Source organism: Thalassiella azotivora (assembly GCF_054781695.1).
The window spans coordinates 23455-43091 of sequence record NZ_BAAGTX010000005.1; the positions used below are offsets into that span (position 1 = coordinate 23455).

Below are 19637 nucleotides of genomic sequence, written 5' to 3' on the forward strand. Positions count from 1 at the left end.
TCAGTCCTCCTTGGTCGTCGGGTCGGCGCTGTCGGTGCCCGCGTCGGCGGGTCCGCCACCTGGCCGGTCCGGTCCGTCGTCGTCCGGCGCCTCACCGGCGCGCCGCGATGCGGCCTTGCGCTCGGCGATCGTCATCCGGCCCGAGCGGTCGCGCGCCGGCCCGGCACCGACCAGCAGGCCCTCCTCGACGCCCTCGGCGTCGTCGCGGGACGCCGAGCGGGTGCGCTTGGCCGCGGGCGGCGCGGTGCGCACCCGGCCGCGGCCGGCGTAGAACGACTCCCGGCCGTACGCCTTGGCGGACATCCCCGTCGACGGGTGACCGGAGGCGAAGAACCGCGTGCGGGACAGCAGCACCATCACCGGGTGCGTGAACAGGAACACCAGCGCGAGGTCGACCAGCGTCGTCAGGCCGAGGGTGAACGCGAAGCCCCGCACCCCGCCGACGGCGAGGGTGTAGAGCACCACCGCGGCCAGCAGGCTGATGACGTCGGAGATGACGATCGTCCGCTTGGCGCGCTTCCAGCCGGTCTCGACGGCGGCCGTGAGCGACCGGCCCTCGCGCAGCTCGTCCTTGATCCGCTCGAAGTACACGATGAACGAGTCGGCGGTGATGCCGATGGCGATGATCAGGCCGGTGACGCCGGGCAGGCTCAGCCGGTAGCCCTGGTACCAGCCCATCAGCAGGATCAGCCCGTAGACGATCACTCCGGCCACCAGCAGGGACCCCGTGATCAGCAGCCCGAGCAGGCGGTACTGGATGAGCGCGTAGACGACGATCAACCCGAGGCCGATGAGACCGGCGAGCAGGCCGTTGCGCAGCTGCTCCTCACCGAGGACCGCGGAGATCTGGTCCTCCGTCTGGACCTCGAACGAGATCGGCAGCGCACCGAACTTCAGCTGGTTGGCGAGCTCGGCCGCGCTGTCCTGGGTGAAGCTGCCGGTGATCTGCGCGCGCCCATCCGAGATCGGACTCAGGCTCTGCGGTGCAGAGATGACGAGGCCGTCCAGGACGATCGCGAACTGGTTCGTGGGCGGCTGGGCACCGGTGATCCGCTCGGTGACCTCGCGGAACTTGCGCGTGCCCTCGCCGTCGAACTCGAGGTTCACCGTCCACTCACCGGTGGAGAAGCCCTGCGAGTTAGTGCCAAGCCCTGAGCTCGCGGTTTCCAGGTCGCTGCCGTCGACCTCGACCGGACCGAGCACGTACTTGACGGCGCCGTCCTGGCTGCAGGTGACGAGCGGGGCGTCGGGGTCGGTGCCCTCGACGCCGCCGGTGAGGTTGGCGGGGTCGGTGCAGTCGAGCTCGGCGAACCGCTGGGCGACGTCCTCGGTGATCCAGGCCAGGTCGCTGGCGCTCGTCGGCGTCGGTGCCGGCGTCGGTGCCGGCGCACCCTCGGGTGCGGTGGCCTCGGGGGCCGGCGTGGTCGCCGCCGGCGTGCTGCCTGCCGTCAGGGCCTGGACCCGGGGGACGGCGCGCCCGTCGGTCGTCGCGGTCGGCGCCGGGACGGCGGTCTCCTCACCGGCGGGAGCCTCGGTCGCCCCGCCGGTCGCCCCGTCGGTCGCCCCGTCCGTCGGCTCGCCGGTCGGCGCGCCCTCGGTGGGAGAGACCCCCTCCGCGGGCAGCGGCGCCCCCGCGGAGACGGCGAGGACGGGCCGGAACACCATCTGCGCCGAGCGACGGACGAGCTCGGCGGTCTCGCGCTGCTCCTCGGGGTCGCCGGGCAGCTCGATGACGATGTTGCGGCCGCCCTGGCTGCTGACCGTCGCCTCCGAGACGCCGCTGGCGTCGACGCGCTGGCGCATGATCGCGATGGCCTCGTTGATCGCCTCGTCGGTGATCTCGCCCTCGCCGGGCGCGACGTTCGGCGTCAGGACGATCTGGGTCCCTCCGGCGAGGTCGAGCGCCAGCTTCGGCGTCCAGGAGGCGGTGGACCACTGCGCGCCGGCGGCGACGGTGCCGAAGATGATCGAGACGGCGACGGCCAGCCACACGAGGGTGCGGACCGGGCGGGAGCCGGGGGTACGTGCCACGGGGTTCTCATCTCGTGCTGGTGCGCCCGACGCTGGCGGCGGGCGCGGTGGTCTGGCGGACGGTCAGACGGTGCGGGGCGGCTCGCCCTCGTCGCGGGGTGCGGGGCCGCCGGCCGCTCCCGGCTCTCCGGCCGCGGTGGTCGGCCCTGTCGGCCCTGTCGGCCCGGTCGGCCCGGTCGGCCCTGACGGCTCGGAACCGGCGTCGGCCGGTTGCGGCGAGGTGACCTGACCGATCGCGGCCCGCGCCCAGCGCAGTCGCACGCCGTCGGCGACCTCGAGCACCGCCACGTCGTCCTCGAGAGCGACGACCCGGCCGTGCAGGCCCGCGGTGGTCATCACCGTCTGACCGGGCTGGAGGGAGGCCTGGAGCTCGGAGAAGGCGCGTTGCTGCTTGCGGGCCCGGAACGTGATGAGGAGCAGCGGGATCAGCAGGATGAGCGGGAAGAGCAGCTCCATCGGTACCTCGTCACGTCCCTTCGCGGGCACCCGCGAAGGCACCTCGGTCGTCCTGCGTGTGCGTGGTCACCCGGTCGTCGCTGGTCGGCCCAGGGTGAACGGCCGGTCCCGGCCCGGGGTTCCACGGCCCCCGCGGAGTGTAGGCGAGCACCTTGCGCGGGACAATGACGCCCCGTCACGGCGGCCGGTCGTGGGCGACCGGTCACTCGGTGTCGTCGTCCGCGTCGTGGTCCGCGTCGTGGTCCGCCGCTCCCCCGGCGGCACCTGGACCCGTCTCCAGCCCCAGGTCGAGCCCGAGCTGCGCGGCTGCGCTGCCCCGCGGCGGCTGCAGCCCGACGTGGCGCCAGCCCGCCGCGGTCGCGATGCGCCCGCGCGGGGTGCGTCCGATGAGTCCCTCCCGGACGAGGAACGGCTCCGCGACCGTCTCCACCGTCTCCGGCTCCTCACCCACGGTGACCGCCAGGGTGGACAGCCCCACGGGTCCGCCCCCGAACCGGCGGCACAGCGCCTCCAGCACGGACCGGTCCAGGCGGTCGAGGCCCAGCGCGTCCACCTCGTACACGGCGAGCGCCGCCCGCGCCGCCGCGAGGTCGACCCGCCCGTCCCCGCGCACCTGCGACCAGTCGCGCACGCGCCGCAGCAGGCGGTTGGCCACCCGGGGGGTCCCGCGCGACCGGGAGGCGATCTCCGCGGCCCCGTCGCCGGTGAGCTCGACCCCGAGCAGCAGCGCCGAGCGGTGCAGGACGCGCTCCAGCTCGTCGACCGCGTAGAAGTCGAGGTGCCCGGTGAAGCCGAACCGGTCCCGCAGCGGGGCCGGGAGCAGCCCGGCGCGGGTGGTGGCACCGACGAGGGTGAAGGCGGGCAGGTCCAGGGGGATGGCGGTCGCGCCGGCGCCCTTGCCGACGATGACGTCGACCCGGAAGTCCTCCATCGCGACGTACAGCATCTCCTCGGCGGGGCGTGCCATCCGGTGGATCTCGTCCAGGAAGAGGACCTCGCCCTCCTCCAGGGAGGAGAGCACCGCGGCCAGGTCGCCGGCGTGCTGGATCGCCGGCCCGCTGGTCACCCGCAGCGACGACCCCAGCTCGGCGGCGATGATCATCGACAGGGTCGTCTTGCCCAACCCCGGTGGGCCGGACAGCAGCACGTGGTCGGGGGCCTTCCCCCGACCCCGGGCGGCCTCGAGCACCAGCGACAGCTGCTCGCGCACGACCTTCTGGCCGACGAACTCGTCGAGCCTGCGCGGTCGCAGAGCCGACTCGGCGGCCCGTTCGACGTCGTCCGCGCCGGTGCCGACGACCCGGGTGCCGAGGTCCTCGTCTCCCGGTGCGCCGAGCCCGGCGTCCGGCTCGGTGCCGGGCACCTCGAGCTCGGCCGACCCGTCGGCGTAGCGCTGGGAGCGGGTGGCCTCGTCCACCTCAGGCCCTCCCGAGGTGACGCAGCGCCTGGCGCAGGGTGGAGGCGACGTCGACGGGCTCGGCGGACCCGGCCGTCACCGCGTCGACCGCCTGCTGGGCCTGCTTGGCGTTCCAGCCGAGACCGACGAGGGCCTGGACGACCTCGTCCAGCCGCGGGTCGGCGGTGACCCCGGCGGCTCCCGCCGGCCCCGCGGCGACGACCTCGCCGACGGGGGCACCCAGGCGGTCCGTGAGCTCCAGGACGATGCGCTGCGCGCCCTTGCGCCCGATGCCGGGCACCGTGGTCAGCGCGGCCAGGTCCTCGGTCGCCACCGCGCGCCGCAGGCCCTCGGGGCTGTGCACCGCGAGCATCGCCAGGGCCAGCCGGGGTCCGACGCCGCTGACGGTCTGCAGCGTCTCGAAGACGTCGCGCTCGTCGGCGTCGGCGAAGCCGAAGAGCGTCAGGGAGTCCTCCCGGACCACCAGGCTGGTCGACAGCTCGGCCTCGGCACCCACCCTCAGGGCGGCGAGCGTGCCCGGCGTGGCCTGCACCAGCAGCCCGACCCCGCCGACCTCGACGACGACGGAGTCCAGGCGGACGGACAGCACCCGCCCGCGCAGCGACGCGATCAACGACTTCCCCTTCCAGCAGCCCGTCCAGCAACACGTCCGGCAGCACATCCGGCAGCCCTGCCTCGTCCCCGCACAGCGCACCCGGCGACGAACACGTGTTCGACGCGGAGGTTACCCTGGAGGTCGGACGGAGCCGGGACGACGCGCCGCCCCCGGCCCGCGGGCGGCCCCCGGCTGGGCGACGGCACCGTCGGGGACGGCGAACCCTCGCGCGCTCCTCGTCCTGGCCTCGCGCGCCGCCTGAGCCCACGCGCGCTGGGCCGCGGTGGGCGCCGTCCCGGCCGCCGCCGCACCCCGTGCGTCGCGGCCGGCCCCCGCCGTCTGCAGACCGTGGCCGCGCCACAGGTGGCAGACCGCGAGCGCGAGCGCGTCGGAGGCGTCGGCGGGCGTGGGCGCCTGCGGCAGCCGCAGGATCCGGGTGACCATCGTCGCCACCTGCTCCTTGCCGGCGCGTCCGTCGCCGGTCACCGCCGCCTTCACCTCGCTGGGGGTGTGCAGGGCCACGGGCAGCCCTCGACGCGCCGCCGCGAGGACGGCGACGCCGGAGACCTGCGCGGTGCCCATGACCGTGCTGACGTTGCTCTGGCTGAAGACCCTCTCGACCGCGACCACGTCGGGGCGGTGCTCGTCGAGCCAGGCGTCGAGCGCCGTGGCGATCGCGAGCAGGCGCTGGCCCAGCTCCTGCCCGGCGGGGCTGCGGGCGACGCCGACCGCGACCATCGCCGCCGTCCGGCCGGGGCGGCCGTCGACCACGCCGAGACCGCAGCGGGTCAGGCCGGGGTCCACTCCGAGCACGCGCACCGGACCAGCGTGCCAGCCGTCGGCCCCGGCTCCCCCGCGGCGCGCCGTCGGGGACGGCCGGTCGGGGTGGGACGGTCGGGGCGGGCCGGTCGGGGTCGGGTGGTCAGCCGACCTGCGCCATCACCTCGTCGGACACGTCGAAGTTGGCGTAGACGTTCTGCACGTCGTCGCTGTCCTCCAGCGCGTCGACGAGCTTGAAGATCCTCGTGGCCCCGTCGGCGTCGAGCTCGACCTGGGTGCTCGGGATGAACTGCACGTCGGCGGAGTCGTAGTCGATCCCCGCGTCCTGCAGGGCGGTCCGGACGGCGACCAGGTCGGTCGCCTCGCTGACCACCTCGAACGCCTCGCCGAGGTCGTTGACCTCCTCGGCTCCGGCGTCCAGCACGGCCGCGAGGACGTCGTCCTCCGTCAGGCCGGCGGACGGCACGATGACGACGCCCTTGCGGTTGAACAGGTACGCGACGCTGCCCGGGTCGGCGAGGCTGCCGCCGTTGCGGGTGAAGGCGACGCGCACGTCGGACGCGGCGCGGTTGCGGTTGTCGGTGAGGCACTCCACCAGGACGGCGACACCGTTCGGGCCGTACCCCTCGTACATGATCGTCTGGTAGTCGGCACCGCCCGTCTCCAGCCCCGCCCCGCGCTTGACCGCGCGGTCGATGTTGTCGTTGGGGACGGAGGACTTCTTGGCCTTCTGGATGGCGTCGTAGAGCGTCGGGTTGCCCGCCGGGTCGCCGCCGCCCGTGCGCGCCGCCACCTCGATGTTCTTGATCAGCTTGGCGAACATCTTGCCGCGCTTGGCGTCGATCGCGGCCTTCTTGTGCTTCGTGGTGGCCCACTTGGAGTGGCCGGACATGGGGGCTCCTCGGCGCTGCGTCGACGGCGGACGGCTGCCGATCCTAACGCCGCGTCAACCGCCGCCCACGCACGGGCCGTCGGACCGGCCGGGTCAGCCGACCGACCGGACGAGATCGACGAACAGCCGGTGCACCCGGTGGTCCCCGGTGATCTCCGGGTGGAAGGACGTCGCCATCGCGTTGCCCTGGCGGACGGCCACGACCCGACCGGTCGCCGGGCCGTGGCCGACGCGCGCGAGCACCTCCACGCCGTCCGCGTGCTCCTCCACCCAGGGCGCGCGGATGTACACCGCGCGCACCGGGGCGTCGTCCAGGCCGGCGAAGTCGACGTCCTCCTCGAAGGAGTCGACCTGGCGGCCGAAGGCGTTGCGGCGCACGGTCACGTCGATCCCGCCGAGGGTCTGCTGGTCCGCCCGGCCGTCCAGGACGCGCTCGGCGAGCAGGATCATGCCCGCGCACGACCCGTACGCGGGCATCCCGGCGTCGATGCGCTCCCGCAGCGGGTCGCGCACCTCGAAGATCCGCAGCAGCTTGTCGATGGTGGTGGACTCCCCGCCGGGCAGCACGATCGCGTCGATCCGCTCGACCTCCTCGGGACGGCGCACGGGCAGCGCCCGCGCCCCCAGGCCCTCGATGGCCGCGACGTGCTCGCGCACGTCCCCCTGCAGCGCCAGCACTCCGATGGTGGGACGACTCACCCGGCCCACTCTAGGCAGCGGGCGGTCAGCGGAACCGCCGGCCCTCGTCACGGCGGTACGCCCACACCGCCAGGAACGCGGTGAGCGCGACCCACGCGGCCAGCACGGGCAGCGCGGTGCCGGGCAGGTCGGTCCCGGTGGTCGCCACGACGACGAGGTCGCGACCGGCCCGGGTGGGCAGGGTGGTGGAGACGGCGTCGAGCCACCCCGGGAACAGCTCGGGCGGCAGGAACAGACCGCCCCCGAACGCCAGCGGCAGCAGCAGGGACTGCGCGACGGCGAGCGCCGCCTTCGTGGACAGCGAGTACCCGATGGCGATGCCGGTGCAGAACAGCGGCAGGCCGGCGAGCAGGAGCGCGCCGAGGGTCAGCGCCAACCGGCTCACCGGGAGGGTGGCCGCCGTGAGCGTCGCGGCGATCAGCACGAGCGGGACCAGGCCGATGACGACGAACGCCAGGCCGTTCACGAGCCGGCCGACCAGCCGCGGGACGGGCCCGACGGGCATGGTCCGCAGGTACGCGTCCCAGGGCAGGGCCCGGTCCTCGGCCACGCCCACGCCGTAGGTGAACAGGCACACGCTCATCACCGCGAACAGGGAGAGCTGGCCGGCGGCGGCGGTGGCGGCGACGGGGTCGTCGGCGAAGGGCTGCGGGACGACGAAGAAGAGCAGCGACACCGCGGGGAACACCGTCGTCCCGATGACGGCGATGGGCACCCGGACGGTCTCGAGGAACTGGTAGCGCGCGTGCAGCGCCGCCAGGTGCAGCGGGCTGGGCGCGGCGGCGGGACGCGGCGTGGTCGTGGTCGTGGTCGTGGTCGCGGGCGCGGTGCTCATCGCTGGGTCTCCAGGTCCGGGGTCCGCGAGGGTCGGGGCGGTCGGTCGGTCGCCCCTGGCGGCAGCTGCGACGACGACGGCAGCGGTGCGGCCGGCGCTGCCGACGGCTCGTCGGCGCCCTGCGCAGTGAGGGCGAGGAACGCCTCCTCCAGGGAGGCGTCGGCGACCTGCAGGTCGCGGAAGGGGACGCCCGCGGCGACGAGGTCGCGCACGAGCTGGTCGGCGTCCGAAGTCCACAGCTCGTGCCGGTCCCCCTCGCGCAGGGAGCGCTCGACGCCGGCCAGCTCGGGCAGGCCGGCGCAGCGGACGCGGACGCGCCGCGTGGCGACGACCGACCTGACGTCGTCCAGGCTCCCGTCGGCGCGCACCCGGCCGCGGTCGACGACGACCACGCGCTGCGCCAGCGCCTCCACCTCCTCGAGGTAGTGGCTGGTCAGGACGACGGTCCCGCCGCGCTGGTGGTAGTCCCGGACGGCGCCCCACAGCGCGTGCCGGGCGTCGACGTCCAGCCCCGTGGTGGGCTCGTCGAGCAGGACGAGCCGGGGGCGGCCGACGAAGGCCAGGGCCACGACCAGCCGGCGCTTCTGCCCGCCGGACAGGCCCCCGGTCTGCCGTCGCTCCAGCCCGGTGAGACCGAACTGCTCGAGCAGCTCGGGGACCGGGACCGGGTCGGCGAAGTGGCCGGCGACGAGGTCGACGACCTCGCGCACCCGCAGGGTCGGGGGCAGCCCGGTCTCCTGGGGTGTGCTGCCCAGCCAGCGCCGGCTGGCGGGGTCGCGCGGGTCGCCGCCGAACAGCTCGACACGGCCCGTCGTCGGCGTGCGGACCCCGGTCAGCAGCGACAGCAGCGTGCTCTTGCCGGCGCCGTTGGGGCCGAGCAGGCCGAGCAGCTGGCCCGGTGGGACGTCGAGGGTCACGCCGTCCAGGGCGGTGACCGGTCCGAACCGGCGGGTGGCGTCGACGGCACGGGCGAGCGGCGCCGTCCCGTCCGGGGAGGTGGTGTCAGGCACGTCGGTCTCCTGGGGGCGTGTGCTCGCCTGCGGGTTGCAGCAGCCGGCGCAGCGAGTCGGTGTACTGGTCGAGGGCGGTCCGACCGGTCGCGGTCAGCGAGACGTAGGTCGCGGGGGTCCGGCCCTCGTGCGTCTTGTCCACGTCCACGTAGCCGGCGTCCTCGAGCCGGCGCAGGTGGGTGGACAGGTTCCCGGCCGTCATCTCCAGCAGGCGCTGCAGGCGGGGGAAGGAGATGCGGTCCCCCCGGGGCAGGGCGGCCAGGCTCGCCATCACCTTGAGCCGGGCCGCGGCGTGGATGACCGGGTCGAGCTCGGGCAGCGGGCTCACCCTCGCCCTCCCGAGCCGCGGACGGCGAACCACGCGGCCGCGGCGAGGAAGCCGCCACCGCCGGCGACCGCCATCACCAGGTGCACGCTCGGGAAGCCGGCGAGGGCCCCGGCGGCGCCGCTCAGGACGATCCACAGCCCGAGCCCGAACTGGACGGGGTCCTGCCAGACGGCGCCGCCGGCCATGTACAGCGCACCGACGACGAGCGCGGAGATCCCGGACCAGAGCAGGGCCGCGGTGGGCGCGTCCAGGCCCTGGGCGTAGGCGCCGGTCATGACGGCGAAGAGGGCGCCGAAGGCGACGAACCACGTCCAGCCGTACATGGCGCCGACCCGGCTGGAGACGCCGCGGACCCCGGCGGCCCGGCGGCTGATGTGCACGCCCGTCACGACGGCGGCCGAGGCGAGCAGGGCCCCGAAGACGCTGCCGGCGACCCCCTCGCCCAACCGCACGGGCGCGGCGTCCGAGGCGCTGCTCCACATCGCCAGGAAGCCCACCGCCCAGGCGATCCCCCAGGCGCCGAAGAGGATCCGCGGGTCGGGGTTGAGGGCCACGGCCGTCCGCTCCCGCTCGGCCTGCAGGAGAGCCAGCATCTGCTCGGGGTCGAGCGGCAGCTCCTGCGGGTCCTCGCCGTCCGGACGGCCGCGCTCCCCCGCCGGCCCCGACCGTGCTGCGTCGTCCACGGCGTCTCCCTCACCCCAGTGGTTTGTTCTGCAAAGTGCTCTGACTTTGTACCGCAAACCACTTCACCAGATCAACCCCCGCCGCGAGCCGGACGGACGCGCCGTGCGACGACGCGGCGCGACGGCGTGTTCGTCCGACTCGGCGGCGGCGCGGCGTCAGCACGACGGAACCCCGCGACCGTCGCGCGGTCACGGGGTTCCCGTTCGTGTGGAGTGCTACCAGCCGCGCTCAGCGAGGCGGTGCGGCACCGGGATGTCGTCGACGTTGATGCCGACCATCGCCTCGCCCAGGCCGCGGGAGACCTTGGCGAGCACGTCGGGGTCGTCGTGGAAGGTCGTGGCCTTGACGATCGCGGCGGCGCGCTCGGCCGGGTTGCCCGACTTGAAGATGCCGGAGCCGACGAAGACGCCCTCGGCGCCGAGCTGCATCATCATCGCCGCGTCGGCCGGCGTGGCGATGCCCCCGGCGGTGAACAGGACGACGGGCAGCTTGCCTGCCTCGGCCACCTCCTTGACCAGCTCGTATGGCGCCTGCAGCTCCTTGGCGGCCACGAACAGCTCGTCGGGCGCGAGCGAGCGCAGGCGGTTGACCTCGGCCCGGATCGTGCGCATGTGGGTGACGGCGTTGGAGACGTCGCCGGTACCGGCCTCGCCCTTGGAGCGGATCATCGCCGCGCCCTCGGTGATCCGGCGCAGGGCCTCGCCGAGGTTCGTGGCGCCGCAGACGAACGGAACGGTGAACTGCCACTTGTCGATGTGGTTCGCGTAGTCCGCGGGGGTCAGCACCTCGGACTCGTCCACGTAGTCGACACCGAGGGACTGCAGCACCTGCGCCTCGACGAAGTGACCGATCCGGGCCTTGGCCATCACGGGGATGGACACGGCCTCGATGATCCCGTCGATCATGTCGGGGTCGCTCATCCGGGACACGCCACCCTGGGCCCGGATGTCGGCGGGCACCCGCTCCAGGGCCATCACGGCCACGGCGCCGGCGTCCTCGGCGATCTTCGCCTGCTCGGGGGTGACGACGTCCATGATCACGCCGCCCTTGAGCATCTCCGCCATGCCGCGCTTGACGCGGGCGGTCCCGACGACGTTCTCGGGCTGCTGGCTCGACGGCGTGCTGCTCGTCGCGGACTGGTCGGGGGTGGACACCGGGGACCTCGCTCGTCAGGGTCGGACTGGACTTCGTGCACCGGGACGTCGGCGGCTCGCTCGGCGGACGCCCGCCGGCCGCGTCACCGCGGCCGCCCTCCCATCGTAGGCCCGGCCCGGGCCGCTCCCGACCACGACGGTCAGCGGCGCAGCGCCTCGGGCAGCTCGTCGTCCAGCTCGACCGTGCGGGGCATCCGCGCCCGGCCCGCCAGGCGCGTCCAGCGCACGAAGCGCTTGCGCCGGACGCGCTGGGCCTGGGAGACGGCGTCGTTGCGGAACCTGCGGGCCAGCGCCGCGCGCTCCGAGGCGGCGCGCAGGTCCTCGAGCAGGTCGCGGCCGACCGGGTCCTGGCTGATGAGGACCACCGCCTCCGGGGTCAGCGTGGCCCGCAGCGCCCGGCTCAGGTCGCTCTCGGCCCCCTCCCGCGCCGGGTCCCCCGGCCCGGGGGCGTCCCCCGCCCCGCCCTGCGCGGGGACCTGCCCGGCCTCGGCCGCCTCGGCCGCCGCGCCGGCGACCAGGAGGGCGCTCGCCGGGTCGAGCAGGCCCGACGTGGCCAGCGCCCCCGCGGCCGAGGCGCGGCGCAGCAGCTGGTTGTCCAGCGCCGCGGTGGCGGTCTCCACCCGGTGGTGCAGCCGGTCCAGCCGGGTGGCGCACGACACCAGGTACCAGGCCAGGAGCCCCAGCACGAGGAGCACGACGAGGACGACGGTCAGCGTCGACTCCGCTCCGGAGGGCACGCCCAGGAGCACGGCCAGGGGCACGGTCGTCGCCACGGTCGTCGGCACGGTCGTCGGCACGGTCAGGACCTCCAGCGCGAGATGAGGCCGCGCAGTCCGGCCTGGGTGCCCTGCGCCGGGGGCGAGACGACCGTCTCGTACACGGCGAGGACCTGCTCGGCGACGACGGACCAGTCGTACCGCCGCACCCCGGCGTGGCCGGCGGCGGCGAGGGCCCGCCGCCGCCCCGGGTCCGCCAGCAGACCCTCGACGGCCTCGGCGAGGGCGTCGTGGTCCCCGGTGGCGAACAGCACGCCGAGCCGGCCGTCGTCCAGCACCCGCCGGAAGGCACCGAGGTCGCTGGCGACGACGGCGGTCCCGGCGCTCATCGCCTCGACCAGCACGATGCCGAAGCTCTCGCCGCCGGTCTGCGGTGCGACGTAGACGTCCACCGACCGCAGCAGGGCCGCCTTCTCGCTGTCGCGCACGCCGCCGAGGAACGTCACCGCCGACGCGGCGGGACCGAGCGCCTCGCGCGCGTCCGCGTCGTCCCCGCGGCCGGCGACGAGGACCCGCAGCCCGGGCCAGCGCCCGAGCAGCCGGGGCACGGCCCGGCAGAGCACCACCAGGCCCTTGCGGGGTTCGTCGATGCGACCCAGGAACGCCACGGTCGGCGCCTGCTCCGTGCCCTGCCAGCGGGGTTCGGCCGAGGCCTCGGCGAACACGTCGACGTACACGCCGTTGGGGATCACGACGGCGTCGCCGCCGAGGTGCTCGACCAGGGTGCGGCGGGCGTCCTCGCTGACGGCGATCCGGGCCGAGATCTTCTCCAGGGAGGGTCGCACCACCGGGTAGACGGTCTGCATCACCCGGGAGCGCAGGTTCGAGGTGTGGAAGGTCGCGACGATCGGGCAGGTCGCGTTCCACAGCGCGAGGATCGCCAGGCTGGGGGTGATGGGCTCGTGGATGTGGACGACGTCGAAGTCGCCGTCGGTCAGCCAGCGGCGGACCCGGGCGTTGGTGACCGGGCCGAAGTTCACCCTGGCGACGGACCCGTTGTAGGGCACGGGGACGGCGCGCCCGGCCGGCTCCAGGTAGCCGGGCACCGGGGTGTCGTCGTCCGCCGGGGCCAGGACGCTGACCTCGTGGCCATGGGCGATGAGGTGCTCGGCGAGGTCGCGGACGTGGAACTGCACCCCGCCGGGCACGTCGAACGAGTACGGGCAGACGATGCCGACCCTCACGCGGTCCTCCCCGGGCCCGCGTCCGCGCGGGGAGCGGGTGGCACGGCGCCCGGCCGCGCGCGCCGCGCCGGGTCGAGGTCCGCGGTGAACACCGGCTGCAGCATGTGCCAGTCCTGCGGTGCGGCCCGGATGCCCTCGCTGAGGTGGTCGGCGCAGGCCTGCACCATCTCGGCGACCCGCTCCGGCCGGGTGGCGGCGGTCGAGGGGGGGACCTCGGGGCTGATCCGGACGACGATGCCCCAGCGGGTGCCCGCCGCCCGCGCGGACGCGGGGTCGAGCCGCTCGTAGGTGATGGTGACGGCGAACAGGGCGGCGCCGGTGAGGTCGGCGAGGGTGGCCGGTCCGGCTGCCATCCGCGCCGGCTCGCCGAGCAGGGTGACCTCGACGCCCCGTGACGTGAGGTCCCGGTCGGACAGCAGCGGGACGAACCCGCCGTCGCGCAGCCGGCGGACGAGGGTGCCGAAGACGTCGGGGTCGCCGAGGTTGAGGATCTCCATGCCGAGCCGACGGCGGAAGTCCAGGAACGCCTGGGAGACCTCAGCGGGCTCCAGGCGCTCCGCGACCGTGGTCACGGGCGCCAGCCGCAGGTTCGACCACGCCCCGGCGTGGTCCCAGTTGCCCGTGTGCGACAGCGCCAGCACGACGCCGCGGCCGGCTGCCAGGTGGGCGCGCACCGGCGCGTCGCCCTCGATCCGGCAGGTGGCCTCGATCCGTTCCCGCGACCAGGCCGGCAGCCGGAAGGCGTCGCACCAGTAGCGCAGGTAGGAGCGCATCCCCGCCCTGCTGGCAGCGCGCAGCCGGCCCTCCTCGGTCGTGCCGAGGGCCCGGGCGAGGTTGGCCTCCAGCCGACGCACACCGACGCCGCGCCGCCACCAGGCGACGTCCGCGACGAGCGCGAACAGCGCGTACGCCAGCCGCTCCGGCAGCAGGCGCACGACGCGCCAGCCGCCGAGGTAGACGGCGACCGCCAGCCGTCGTCGCACGCGCGCCGTCAAGGTGGCCACCGGGAGACCTCAGGCGCCGTCGGACGTCTCGGCGGACGCGTTGGCGGCGCCGGCGCGGGCGAGCGCCTGGCGCCGCACGACGACGACGCGCTGCACGACCGTCACCAGGCTGGCGACCGCGAGCACGGCCAGGACGACGGTCAGCAGCTCGCGGGGCAGCCCCAGGCCGACCAGCCCCGTCGCGACGAGCACGGCCACCAGCCGGTCCGCCCGCTCGGCGATACCGACGTCCGCCGTCATGCCCAGGCCCTCGGCGCGCGCCTTGGCGTACGACACCACGGAGCCCAGCACGAGGCACAGCAGCGCCAGCAGGGCGGTGGGCCGGTGGTCGCCCGCTCCGCTGAACCACGCGACCAGGGCCCCGAACACCGCGGCGTCGGCCACCCGGTCGAGCGTGGAGTCCAGGTAGGCGCCCCAGGGCCCGGAGCGGCCCAGCCGACGCGCCATGATCCCGTCGAGCGTGTCGGAGAAGACGAACGCCGTGATGACCAGCGTGCCGACGAGCAGCTCGCCGCGCGGGTAGAAGGCCAGCGCGCCGGCGCACACCCCGGCCGTGCCGACCAGCGTCACCGCGTCCGGGCCCACCCCGAGCCGCAGCAGGAGCGCGGCGACCGGTGTGAGCAGGCGCGTGAAGAGGGCACGGGCGTAACGGTTGAGCATGGTGTCCGGTCGGTCGCGGGGCTGGGGCCGCGGGCAGCCTACCGACCGCGGCGCCGCCGCGAGCCGGGTCGGGCCGTCGCGGTCCCGGGAGCACCGCGTGACCCGCGGCGCCGATCGCCGCGACCGGCCGCGCCACGTCCGACCAGGGGTTGGCAGCGCCCGGCAGGTGCGGTCTCATACACCCATGGTCCGCACCGGGTGGTCAGAGTGACGGCGGGAGCGCGAGCGGAGGACGGCGGACCGCCGGGACGGGTCCGCAACGTCGTGCTGGTGGGCCACGGGGGTGCGGGCAAGACCACCCTGGTCGAGGCGGTGCTCGCGGCCACCGGCGCCGTCCCCCGGGCCGGCTCCGTCGCCGACGGCAGCACCGTCTGCGACAGCGAGGACGTCGAGAAGCGGCTCGGCCGTTCGGTCTCCCTGGCCGTGGCCAGCACCGTGGTCGACGACCCGGAGGTGACCGGCCCCGGCGGGCCGGTCCGGCTGAACCTCGTCGACACCCCCGGGCACGCCGACTTCGTCGGCGAGCTGCGCGCCGGGCTGCGCGCCGCGGACGCCGCCCTGTTCGTGGTCTCCGCCGTGGACGGCGTCGACGGCGCCACCCGGATGGTGTGGGAGGAGTGCGCCGGGGTGGGCATGCCGCGCGCGGTGGTCGTGACGCACGTCGACCAGCCCCGAGGGGACTTCGAGACCGTCGTCGACATCTGCCAGCGGGTCTTCGGCGAGGGTGTCCAGCCGCTGTACCTGCCGCTGCTCGCGGACGACGACTCCCCCGCTGGGCTGCTGGCCCTGCTCTCGGCGACGGTGCTCGACACCAGCGGGTCCGGGCGGGAGGTGCGTCCCGCGGACCCCGAGCACCTCGAGGCGGTCGCGGTGCGGCGGGACGCCCTCATCGAGGGGGTCATCACCGAGTCCGAGGACGACACCCTGCTGGACCGCTACCTGGCCGGTGAGCAGGTCTCGTTCGACACCCTCGTCGGCGACCTGGAGACGGCGGTCGCCCGCGCCTCGTTCCACCCGGTGCTGCCGTGCGTGCCGACCAGCGGGCTGGGGGTGCGCGAGCTGCTCGAGGTCGTCTGCCGCGGCTTCCCCGAGCCGCGCGAGCACGTCCTGCCGCCGGTCTACACACCGGCGGGGGCGCCCCGGCAGCCGATGTCGGGGACCGCCGACGAGCCGCTGGTGGCCGAGGTGGTCAAGACGACCACCGACCCCTACGTCGGCCGGGTGTCCCTGGTGCGGGTCTTCTCCGGCACGCTGCGGCCGGACGCGCCGGTGCACGTCAGCGGGCACTTCGCGCGGTTCTCCGGCCACCCCCAGGACGAGGCGTGGCACGCCGAGCACGACCTCGACGAGAAGGTGGGCACGATCTCCCGGCCGCTGGGTGCGACGCTGACGCCGGTGACCCGCGCCGTCGCCGGTGACCTGGTGGCCGTCTCCCGCCTGGCCCACGCCGAGACGGGGGACACGCTGTCGGACCCGGCGGACCCCGCGGTGATGGAGCCGTGGGTGATGCCGCAGCCGCTGCTGCCGGTGGCGATCTCCGCTCGCACCAGCAGCGAGGAGGACCGCCTGCTGCAGGGTCTGGCCCGGTTGCAGGCCGAGGACCCGACGGTGCGCGTGGAGGTCGACGCCGCCACGCACCAGATGGTGCTGTGGGCGATGGGCGAGCAGCAGCTCGACGTCCTGCTGGACCGGCTGCGGACGCGGCACGGGGTCGACGTCGAGACGGCGCCGGTGCGGGTCGCCGTGCGGGAGACGGTCCGCGGTCGCGGCTCGGCCACCGGCCGGCACGTCAAGCAGTCCGGCGGGCACGGCCAGTACGCCGTCGCCGACGTCGAGGTGGAGCCGCTGCCGGAGGGGGCGGGCTTCGAGTTCGTCGACAAGGTCGTCGGCGGCGCCGTGCCCCGCCAGTTCATCCCGAGCGTGGAGAAGGGCGTGCGCGCCCAGCTCGAGCGCGGGGTGACGGGCTACCCGATGACCGACGTCAGGGTGACCCTGGTCGGCGGCAAGGCCCACAGCGTCGACTCCTCCGACGCTGCCTTCCAGACCGCGGGGGCGCTGGCGCTGCGCGAGGCGGCGGCAGCGGCGGGTGTCCAGCTGCTCGAGCCGGTGGACGTCGTCACCGTGGTGTGCGACGACGAGTTCGTCGGCGCCGTCCTGTCCGACCTGGCGACGCGGCGGGGGCGGGTGCGCGGCACGGAACCCGTCGGGTCCGGCCGCTCGCAGGTCCAGGCCGAGGTGCCGGCCTTCGAGCTGACCCGGTACGCGTCGGACCTGCGGGCCATCGCCCACGGCACGGGGACGTTCAGCCGGGAGTACCTGCGCCACTCCCCGGCGCCCGGTCACGTGACGGACCGGCTGACGGCGGGCACCGAGGGGACGGCGTAGCCGCCGGGGTCAGCTCCGCGGCCAGGCGGCCGCGAGCCGCTCCCGCGTCTCGCCCAGCAGCACCGGCAGGGCCTTCGTCCGGCCGATGATGGGCAGGAAGTTCGCGTCGCCACCCCAGCGCGGCACGACGTGCTGGTGCAGGTGGCCGGCGATGCCCGCACCGGCGACCGCTCCCTGGTTCATGCCGAGGTTGAAGCCGTGCGGGGCGGACACCTGCCGGACGACGCGCATGGCGGTGCGGGTGTGCGCGGCCACCTCGGCCACCTCGTCGTCGGTCAGGTCGGTGTAGTCGGCCACGTGCCGGTACGGGCAGACCATGAGGTGGCCGGGGTTGTACGGGTAGAGGTTGAGCACGACGAACGCGGTCTGCCCCCGGTGGACGACGAGCCCGGTCTCGTCGTCCACCTGCCGCACCCGGCAGAACGGGCACTGGGGGCCGGCGTCGGTGTCCGCGGGCTTGTCCTCGCCCTCGAGGTAGACCATCCGGTGCGGGGTCCACAGGCGCTCGAACCCGTCCGGTTCGCCCGGGTGGTCGCCAGGGTGGTCGGAGGGGTGGTCCGAGCGGTGGTCCGGTCCCGCCTCGTCCGCGGGGGGAGGTCCGGCCGGCACGCTCAGACCTGCTCGCGGGAGCGGACGGCGGCGACGATCCGGCGCACCGCCTCGTCGACCGGGACGCCGTTGTCCTGGCGACCGTCGCGGAAGCGGAAGCTCACCGCGCCGGCCGCGGCGTCCTCGCCACCGGCGATGAGCAGGAACGGCACCTTGGCCTTGGTGTGGGTGCGGATCTTCTTCTGCATCCGGTCGTCGGAGTCGTCGACCTCCACGCGCACGCCCTGCTCGCGCAGCCGGGCCGCGACGTCGTCCAGGTACGGGGCGAAGTCGGACGCGACGGGGATGCCGACGACCTGCACGGGCGCCAGCCACGGGGGGAAGGCTCCGGCGTAGTGCTCCAGCAGGACGCCGAAGAACCGCTCGATGGACCCGAAGAGGGCGCGGTGGATCATCACCGGCCGCTGCCGGGTGCCGTCCGGCGCGGTGTACTCCAGCTCGAACAGCTCGGGCTCGAAGAAGTCGAGCTGGATGGTGGACAGCTGCCAGGTCCGCCCGATCGCGTCCTTGGCCTGGACGGAGATCTTCGGGCCGTAGAAGGCGGCGCCGCCCGGGTCCGGCACGAGGTCGAGCCCGGAGGCCACGGCGACCTCCTCGAGGGTGCGCGTCGCCTGCTCCCAGGTGGCGTCGTCGCCGACGGACTTGTCGGGGTCGCGGGTGGACAGCTCGAGGTAGAAGTCGTCGAGGCCGTAGTCCTTCAGCAGGTCCAGGACGAACGTCAGCAACGAGCCCAGCTCGTCCTTCATCTGCTCGCGGGTGCAGTAGATGTGCGCGTCGTCCTGGGTGAAGCCGCGGGCGCGGGTCAGGCCGTGCACGACCCCGGACTTCTCGTACCGGTAGACCCCGCCGAACTCGAAGAGGCGCAGCGGCAGCTCGCGGTAGGAGCGGCCGCGCGAGCGGTACACCAGGTTGTGCATCGGGCAGTTCATCGGCTTGAGGTAGTAGTCCTGCCCCTTGCGAGTGACCTGCCCCTCGGCGTCCCGCTCCTCGTCGACGTGCATCGGCGGGTACATGCCGTCCGCGTACCACTCGAGGTGGCGGGACGTCTCGAACAGGTGGGCCTTGGTGATGTGCGGCGTGTTGACGAAGTCGTACCCGGCGGCGACGTGGCGCCGCCGCGAGTAGTCCTCCATCTCCATCCGGATGATGCCGCCCCTGGGGTGGAACACCGGCAGGCCGGAACCGATCTCGTCGGGGAAGGAGAACAGGTCCAGCTCGGCGCCCAGGCGCCGGTGGTCGCGCCGCTCCGCCTCGGCGACCCGCTCCTGGTAGGCCTTGAGCTCGTCCTTGCTCGGCCACGCCGTGCCGTAGACGCGCTGCAGCTGGGGGTTCTTCTCGCTGCCCCGCCAGTAGGCGGCCGCGGTACGCGTCAGCGCGAAGCCGTTGCCGATCAGCCGGGTGGAGGGCAGGTGGGGCCCGCGGCACAGGTCCTTCCAGGCGAGGGAGCCGTCGCGCTTGAGGTTGTCGTAGATCGTCAGCTCGCCGGCGCCGACCTCGGCGGACGCGCCCTCGGCCGCCTCGCCGGCCGAGCCCTTCAGCCCGATCAGCTCGAGCTTGTAGGGCTCGTCGGCCAGCTCGGCGCGCGCCTCCTCGTCGGTGACGACGCGGCGGGCGAACGTCTGGCCCTCCTTGACGATCCGCTGCATGACCTTCTCGAGGCGCTTGGTGTCCTCGGGGGTGAACGGCGTCTCGACGTCGAAGTCGTAGTAGAAGCCGTCGGTGACCGGCGGCCCGATCCCGAGGCGGGCGTCGGGGAACACCTCCTGCACCGCCTGGGCGAGGACGTGCGCGGTCGAGTGCCGCAGGACCGCGAGCCCGTCCGGCTCGTCGATGCGCACGGGCTCGACCACGTCGCCGTCGGCGACCGCGTGGTCGAGGTCGCGCAGCTCGCCGTTGACGCGGACGACGACCACGGCCCGGTCCTCGAACAGGGCCGCCGCCGTGGTGCCCGGCTCGACCGCTCGCTCGTCACCGGCGACGGACACGGTCAGCTGGGCAGGCACGAAGGCTCCTCGAGTCGGTGGTCGGGACCGGCGGGCCCCGCGTCCGGGCATCGTATCGACGGCGGGCGGTGTGACCGCCCGGCGGCGTCGCCGCGTCCGCGCGCGTCGTCGTCGGCAAGCCGCGCCTGCAGCCAG

The 19637-nt window shown here is 74.7% G+C and carries 19 protein-coding genes; 1 reads left to right on the forward strand and 18 read right to left on the reverse strand.

Going from position 1 to position 19637, the window contains the following annotated elements; genetic code table 11:
• The 16 genes from secD to pgsA all read right to left on the reverse strand — a co-directional run bounded on the left by secD (nt 1) and on the right by pgsA (nt 14505).
• Nucleotides 1-2031 carry a protein translocase subunit SecD gene (gene secD / locus ACYVQV_RS04680; protein ID WP_461022105.1) on the reverse strand — a complete coding sequence of 677 codons (2031 nt, stop codon included), beginning with the start codon at nt 2029-2031 and terminating at the stop codon, nt 1-3.
• A gap of 63 nt (nt 2032-2094) precedes the next feature.
• The gene (gene yajC, locus ACYVQV_RS04685) at nt 2095-2487 is read right to left on the reverse strand and encodes a preprotein translocase subunit YajC (RefSeq protein ID WP_461022106.1); all 393 of its coding nucleotides are present in this window, start codon (nt 2485-2487) and stop codon (nt 2095-2097) included.
• 202 nt (nt 2488-2689) lie between these two features.
• Nucleotides 2690-3739, reverse strand: coding sequence for a Holliday junction branch migration DNA helicase RuvB (ruvB, locus tag ACYVQV_RS04690; protein WP_461022230.1), 1050 nt, complete (start codon nt 3737-3739; stop codon nt 2690-2692).
• A 166-nt stretch (nt 3740-3905) separates the two neighbouring features.
• Nucleotides 3906-4517 carry a Holliday junction branch migration protein RuvA gene (gene ruvA / locus ACYVQV_RS04695; protein ID WP_461022107.1) on the reverse strand — a complete coding sequence of 204 codons (612 nt, stop codon included), beginning with the start codon at nt 4515-4517 and terminating at the stop codon, nt 3906-3908.
• A gap of 111 nt (nt 4518-4628) precedes the next feature.
• Nucleotides 4629-5318 carry a crossover junction endodeoxyribonuclease RuvC gene (gene ruvC / locus ACYVQV_RS04700; RefSeq protein WP_461022108.1) on the reverse strand — a complete coding sequence of 230 codons (690 nt, stop codon included), beginning with the start codon at nt 5316-5318 and terminating at the stop codon, nt 4629-4631.
• A gap of 103 nt (nt 5319-5421) precedes the next feature.
• The gene (locus ACYVQV_RS04705) at nt 5422-6171 is read right to left on the reverse strand and encodes a YebC/PmpR family DNA-binding transcriptional regulator (RefSeq protein ID WP_461022109.1); all 750 of its coding nucleotides are present in this window, start codon (nt 6169-6171) and stop codon (nt 5422-5424) included.
• Between the two features lie 93 nt (nt 6172-6264).
• Nucleotides 6265-6870 carry a pyridoxal 5'-phosphate synthase glutaminase subunit PdxT gene (gene pdxT / locus ACYVQV_RS04710; protein WP_461022110.1) on the reverse strand — a complete coding sequence of 202 codons (606 nt, stop codon included), beginning with the start codon at nt 6868-6870 and terminating at the stop codon, nt 6265-6267.
• Between the two features lie 25 nt (nt 6871-6895).
• Entirely contained in the window at nt 6896-7705 is an 810-nt protein-coding gene (locus tag ACYVQV_RS04715) for an ABC transporter permease (protein WP_461022111.1), read from the reverse strand.
• Nucleotides 7702-8715, reverse strand: a complete 1014-nt coding sequence (locus ACYVQV_RS04720) for an ABC transporter ATP-binding protein (protein WP_461022112.1) — start codon at nt 8713-8715, stop codon at nt 7702-7704. The genes ACYVQV_RS04715 and ACYVQV_RS04720 overlap by 4 nt, the downstream gene beginning before the upstream one ends.
• Nucleotides 8708-9034 carry a transcriptional regulator gene (locus tag ACYVQV_RS04725; protein ID WP_461022231.1) on the reverse strand — a complete coding sequence of 109 codons (327 nt, stop codon included), beginning with the start codon at nt 9032-9034 and terminating at the stop codon, nt 8708-8710. The genes ACYVQV_RS04720 and ACYVQV_RS04725 overlap by 8 nt, the downstream gene beginning before the upstream one ends.
• A gap of 5 nt (nt 9035-9039) precedes the next feature.
• Complete coding sequence (locus ACYVQV_RS04730; RefSeq protein ID WP_461022113.1) at nt 9040-9726, reverse strand: hypothetical protein; 687 nt, start codon at nt 9724-9726, stop codon at nt 9040-9042.
• Nucleotides 9727-9942: 216 nt separating this feature from the next.
• Nucleotides 9943-10881: a pyridoxal 5'-phosphate synthase lyase subunit PdxS gene (gene pdxS / locus ACYVQV_RS04735; protein WP_461022114.1), complete on the reverse strand. Its 939-nt coding sequence runs from the start codon at nt 10879-10881 to the stop codon at nt 9943-9945.
• Nucleotides 10882-11021: 140 nt separating this feature from the next.
• Nucleotides 11022-11678, reverse strand: coding sequence for a hypothetical protein (locus ACYVQV_RS04740; protein WP_461022115.1), 657 nt, complete (start codon nt 11676-11678; stop codon nt 11022-11024).
• 2 nt (nt 11679-11680) lie between these two features.
• A complete protein-coding gene (locus ACYVQV_RS04745; RefSeq protein ID WP_461022116.1) occupies nt 11681-12841 on the reverse strand; it encodes a glycosyltransferase family 4 protein in 1161 nt (386 codons plus the stop codon).
• Complete coding sequence (locus ACYVQV_RS04750) at nt 12838-13845, reverse strand: phosphatidylinositol mannoside acyltransferase (RefSeq protein ID WP_461022117.1); 1008 nt, start codon at nt 13843-13845, stop codon at nt 12838-12840. The genes ACYVQV_RS04745 and ACYVQV_RS04750 overlap by 4 nt, the downstream gene beginning before the upstream one ends.
• 9 nt (nt 13846-13854) lie before the next feature.
• Nucleotides 13855-14505, reverse strand: a complete 651-nt coding sequence (gene pgsA / locus ACYVQV_RS04755; RefSeq protein ID WP_461022118.1) for a phosphatidylinositol phosphate synthase — start codon at nt 14503-14505, stop codon at nt 13855-13857.
• A 207-nt stretch (nt 14506-14712) separates the two neighbouring features.
• Between pgsA and ACYVQV_RS04760 the strand changes: the two genes are divergently transcribed.
• On the forward strand, nt 14713-16890 hold the full coding sequence (locus ACYVQV_RS04760; RefSeq protein WP_461022119.1) for an elongation factor G-like protein EF-G2: 2178 nt from the start codon (nt 14713-14715) through the stop codon (nt 16888-16890).
• 9 nt (nt 16891-16899) lie between these two features.
• Here the strand turns inward: ACYVQV_RS04760 and ACYVQV_RS04765 are convergent, their stop codons facing one another.
• Both ACYVQV_RS04765 and thrS read right to left on the reverse strand, forming a co-directional pair.
• Entirely contained in the window at nt 16900-17373 is a 474-nt protein-coding gene (locus tag ACYVQV_RS04765; RefSeq protein WP_461022232.1) for an HIT family protein, read from the reverse strand.
• Between the two features lie 128 nt (nt 17374-17501).
• Nucleotides 17502-19553 (reverse strand): threonine--tRNA ligase, encoded by a 2052-nt coding sequence (gene thrS / locus ACYVQV_RS04770; protein WP_461022120.1) that lies wholly within the window; start codon nt 19551-19553, stop codon nt 17502-17504.
• Nucleotides 19554-19637: the final 84 nt, after the last annotated feature.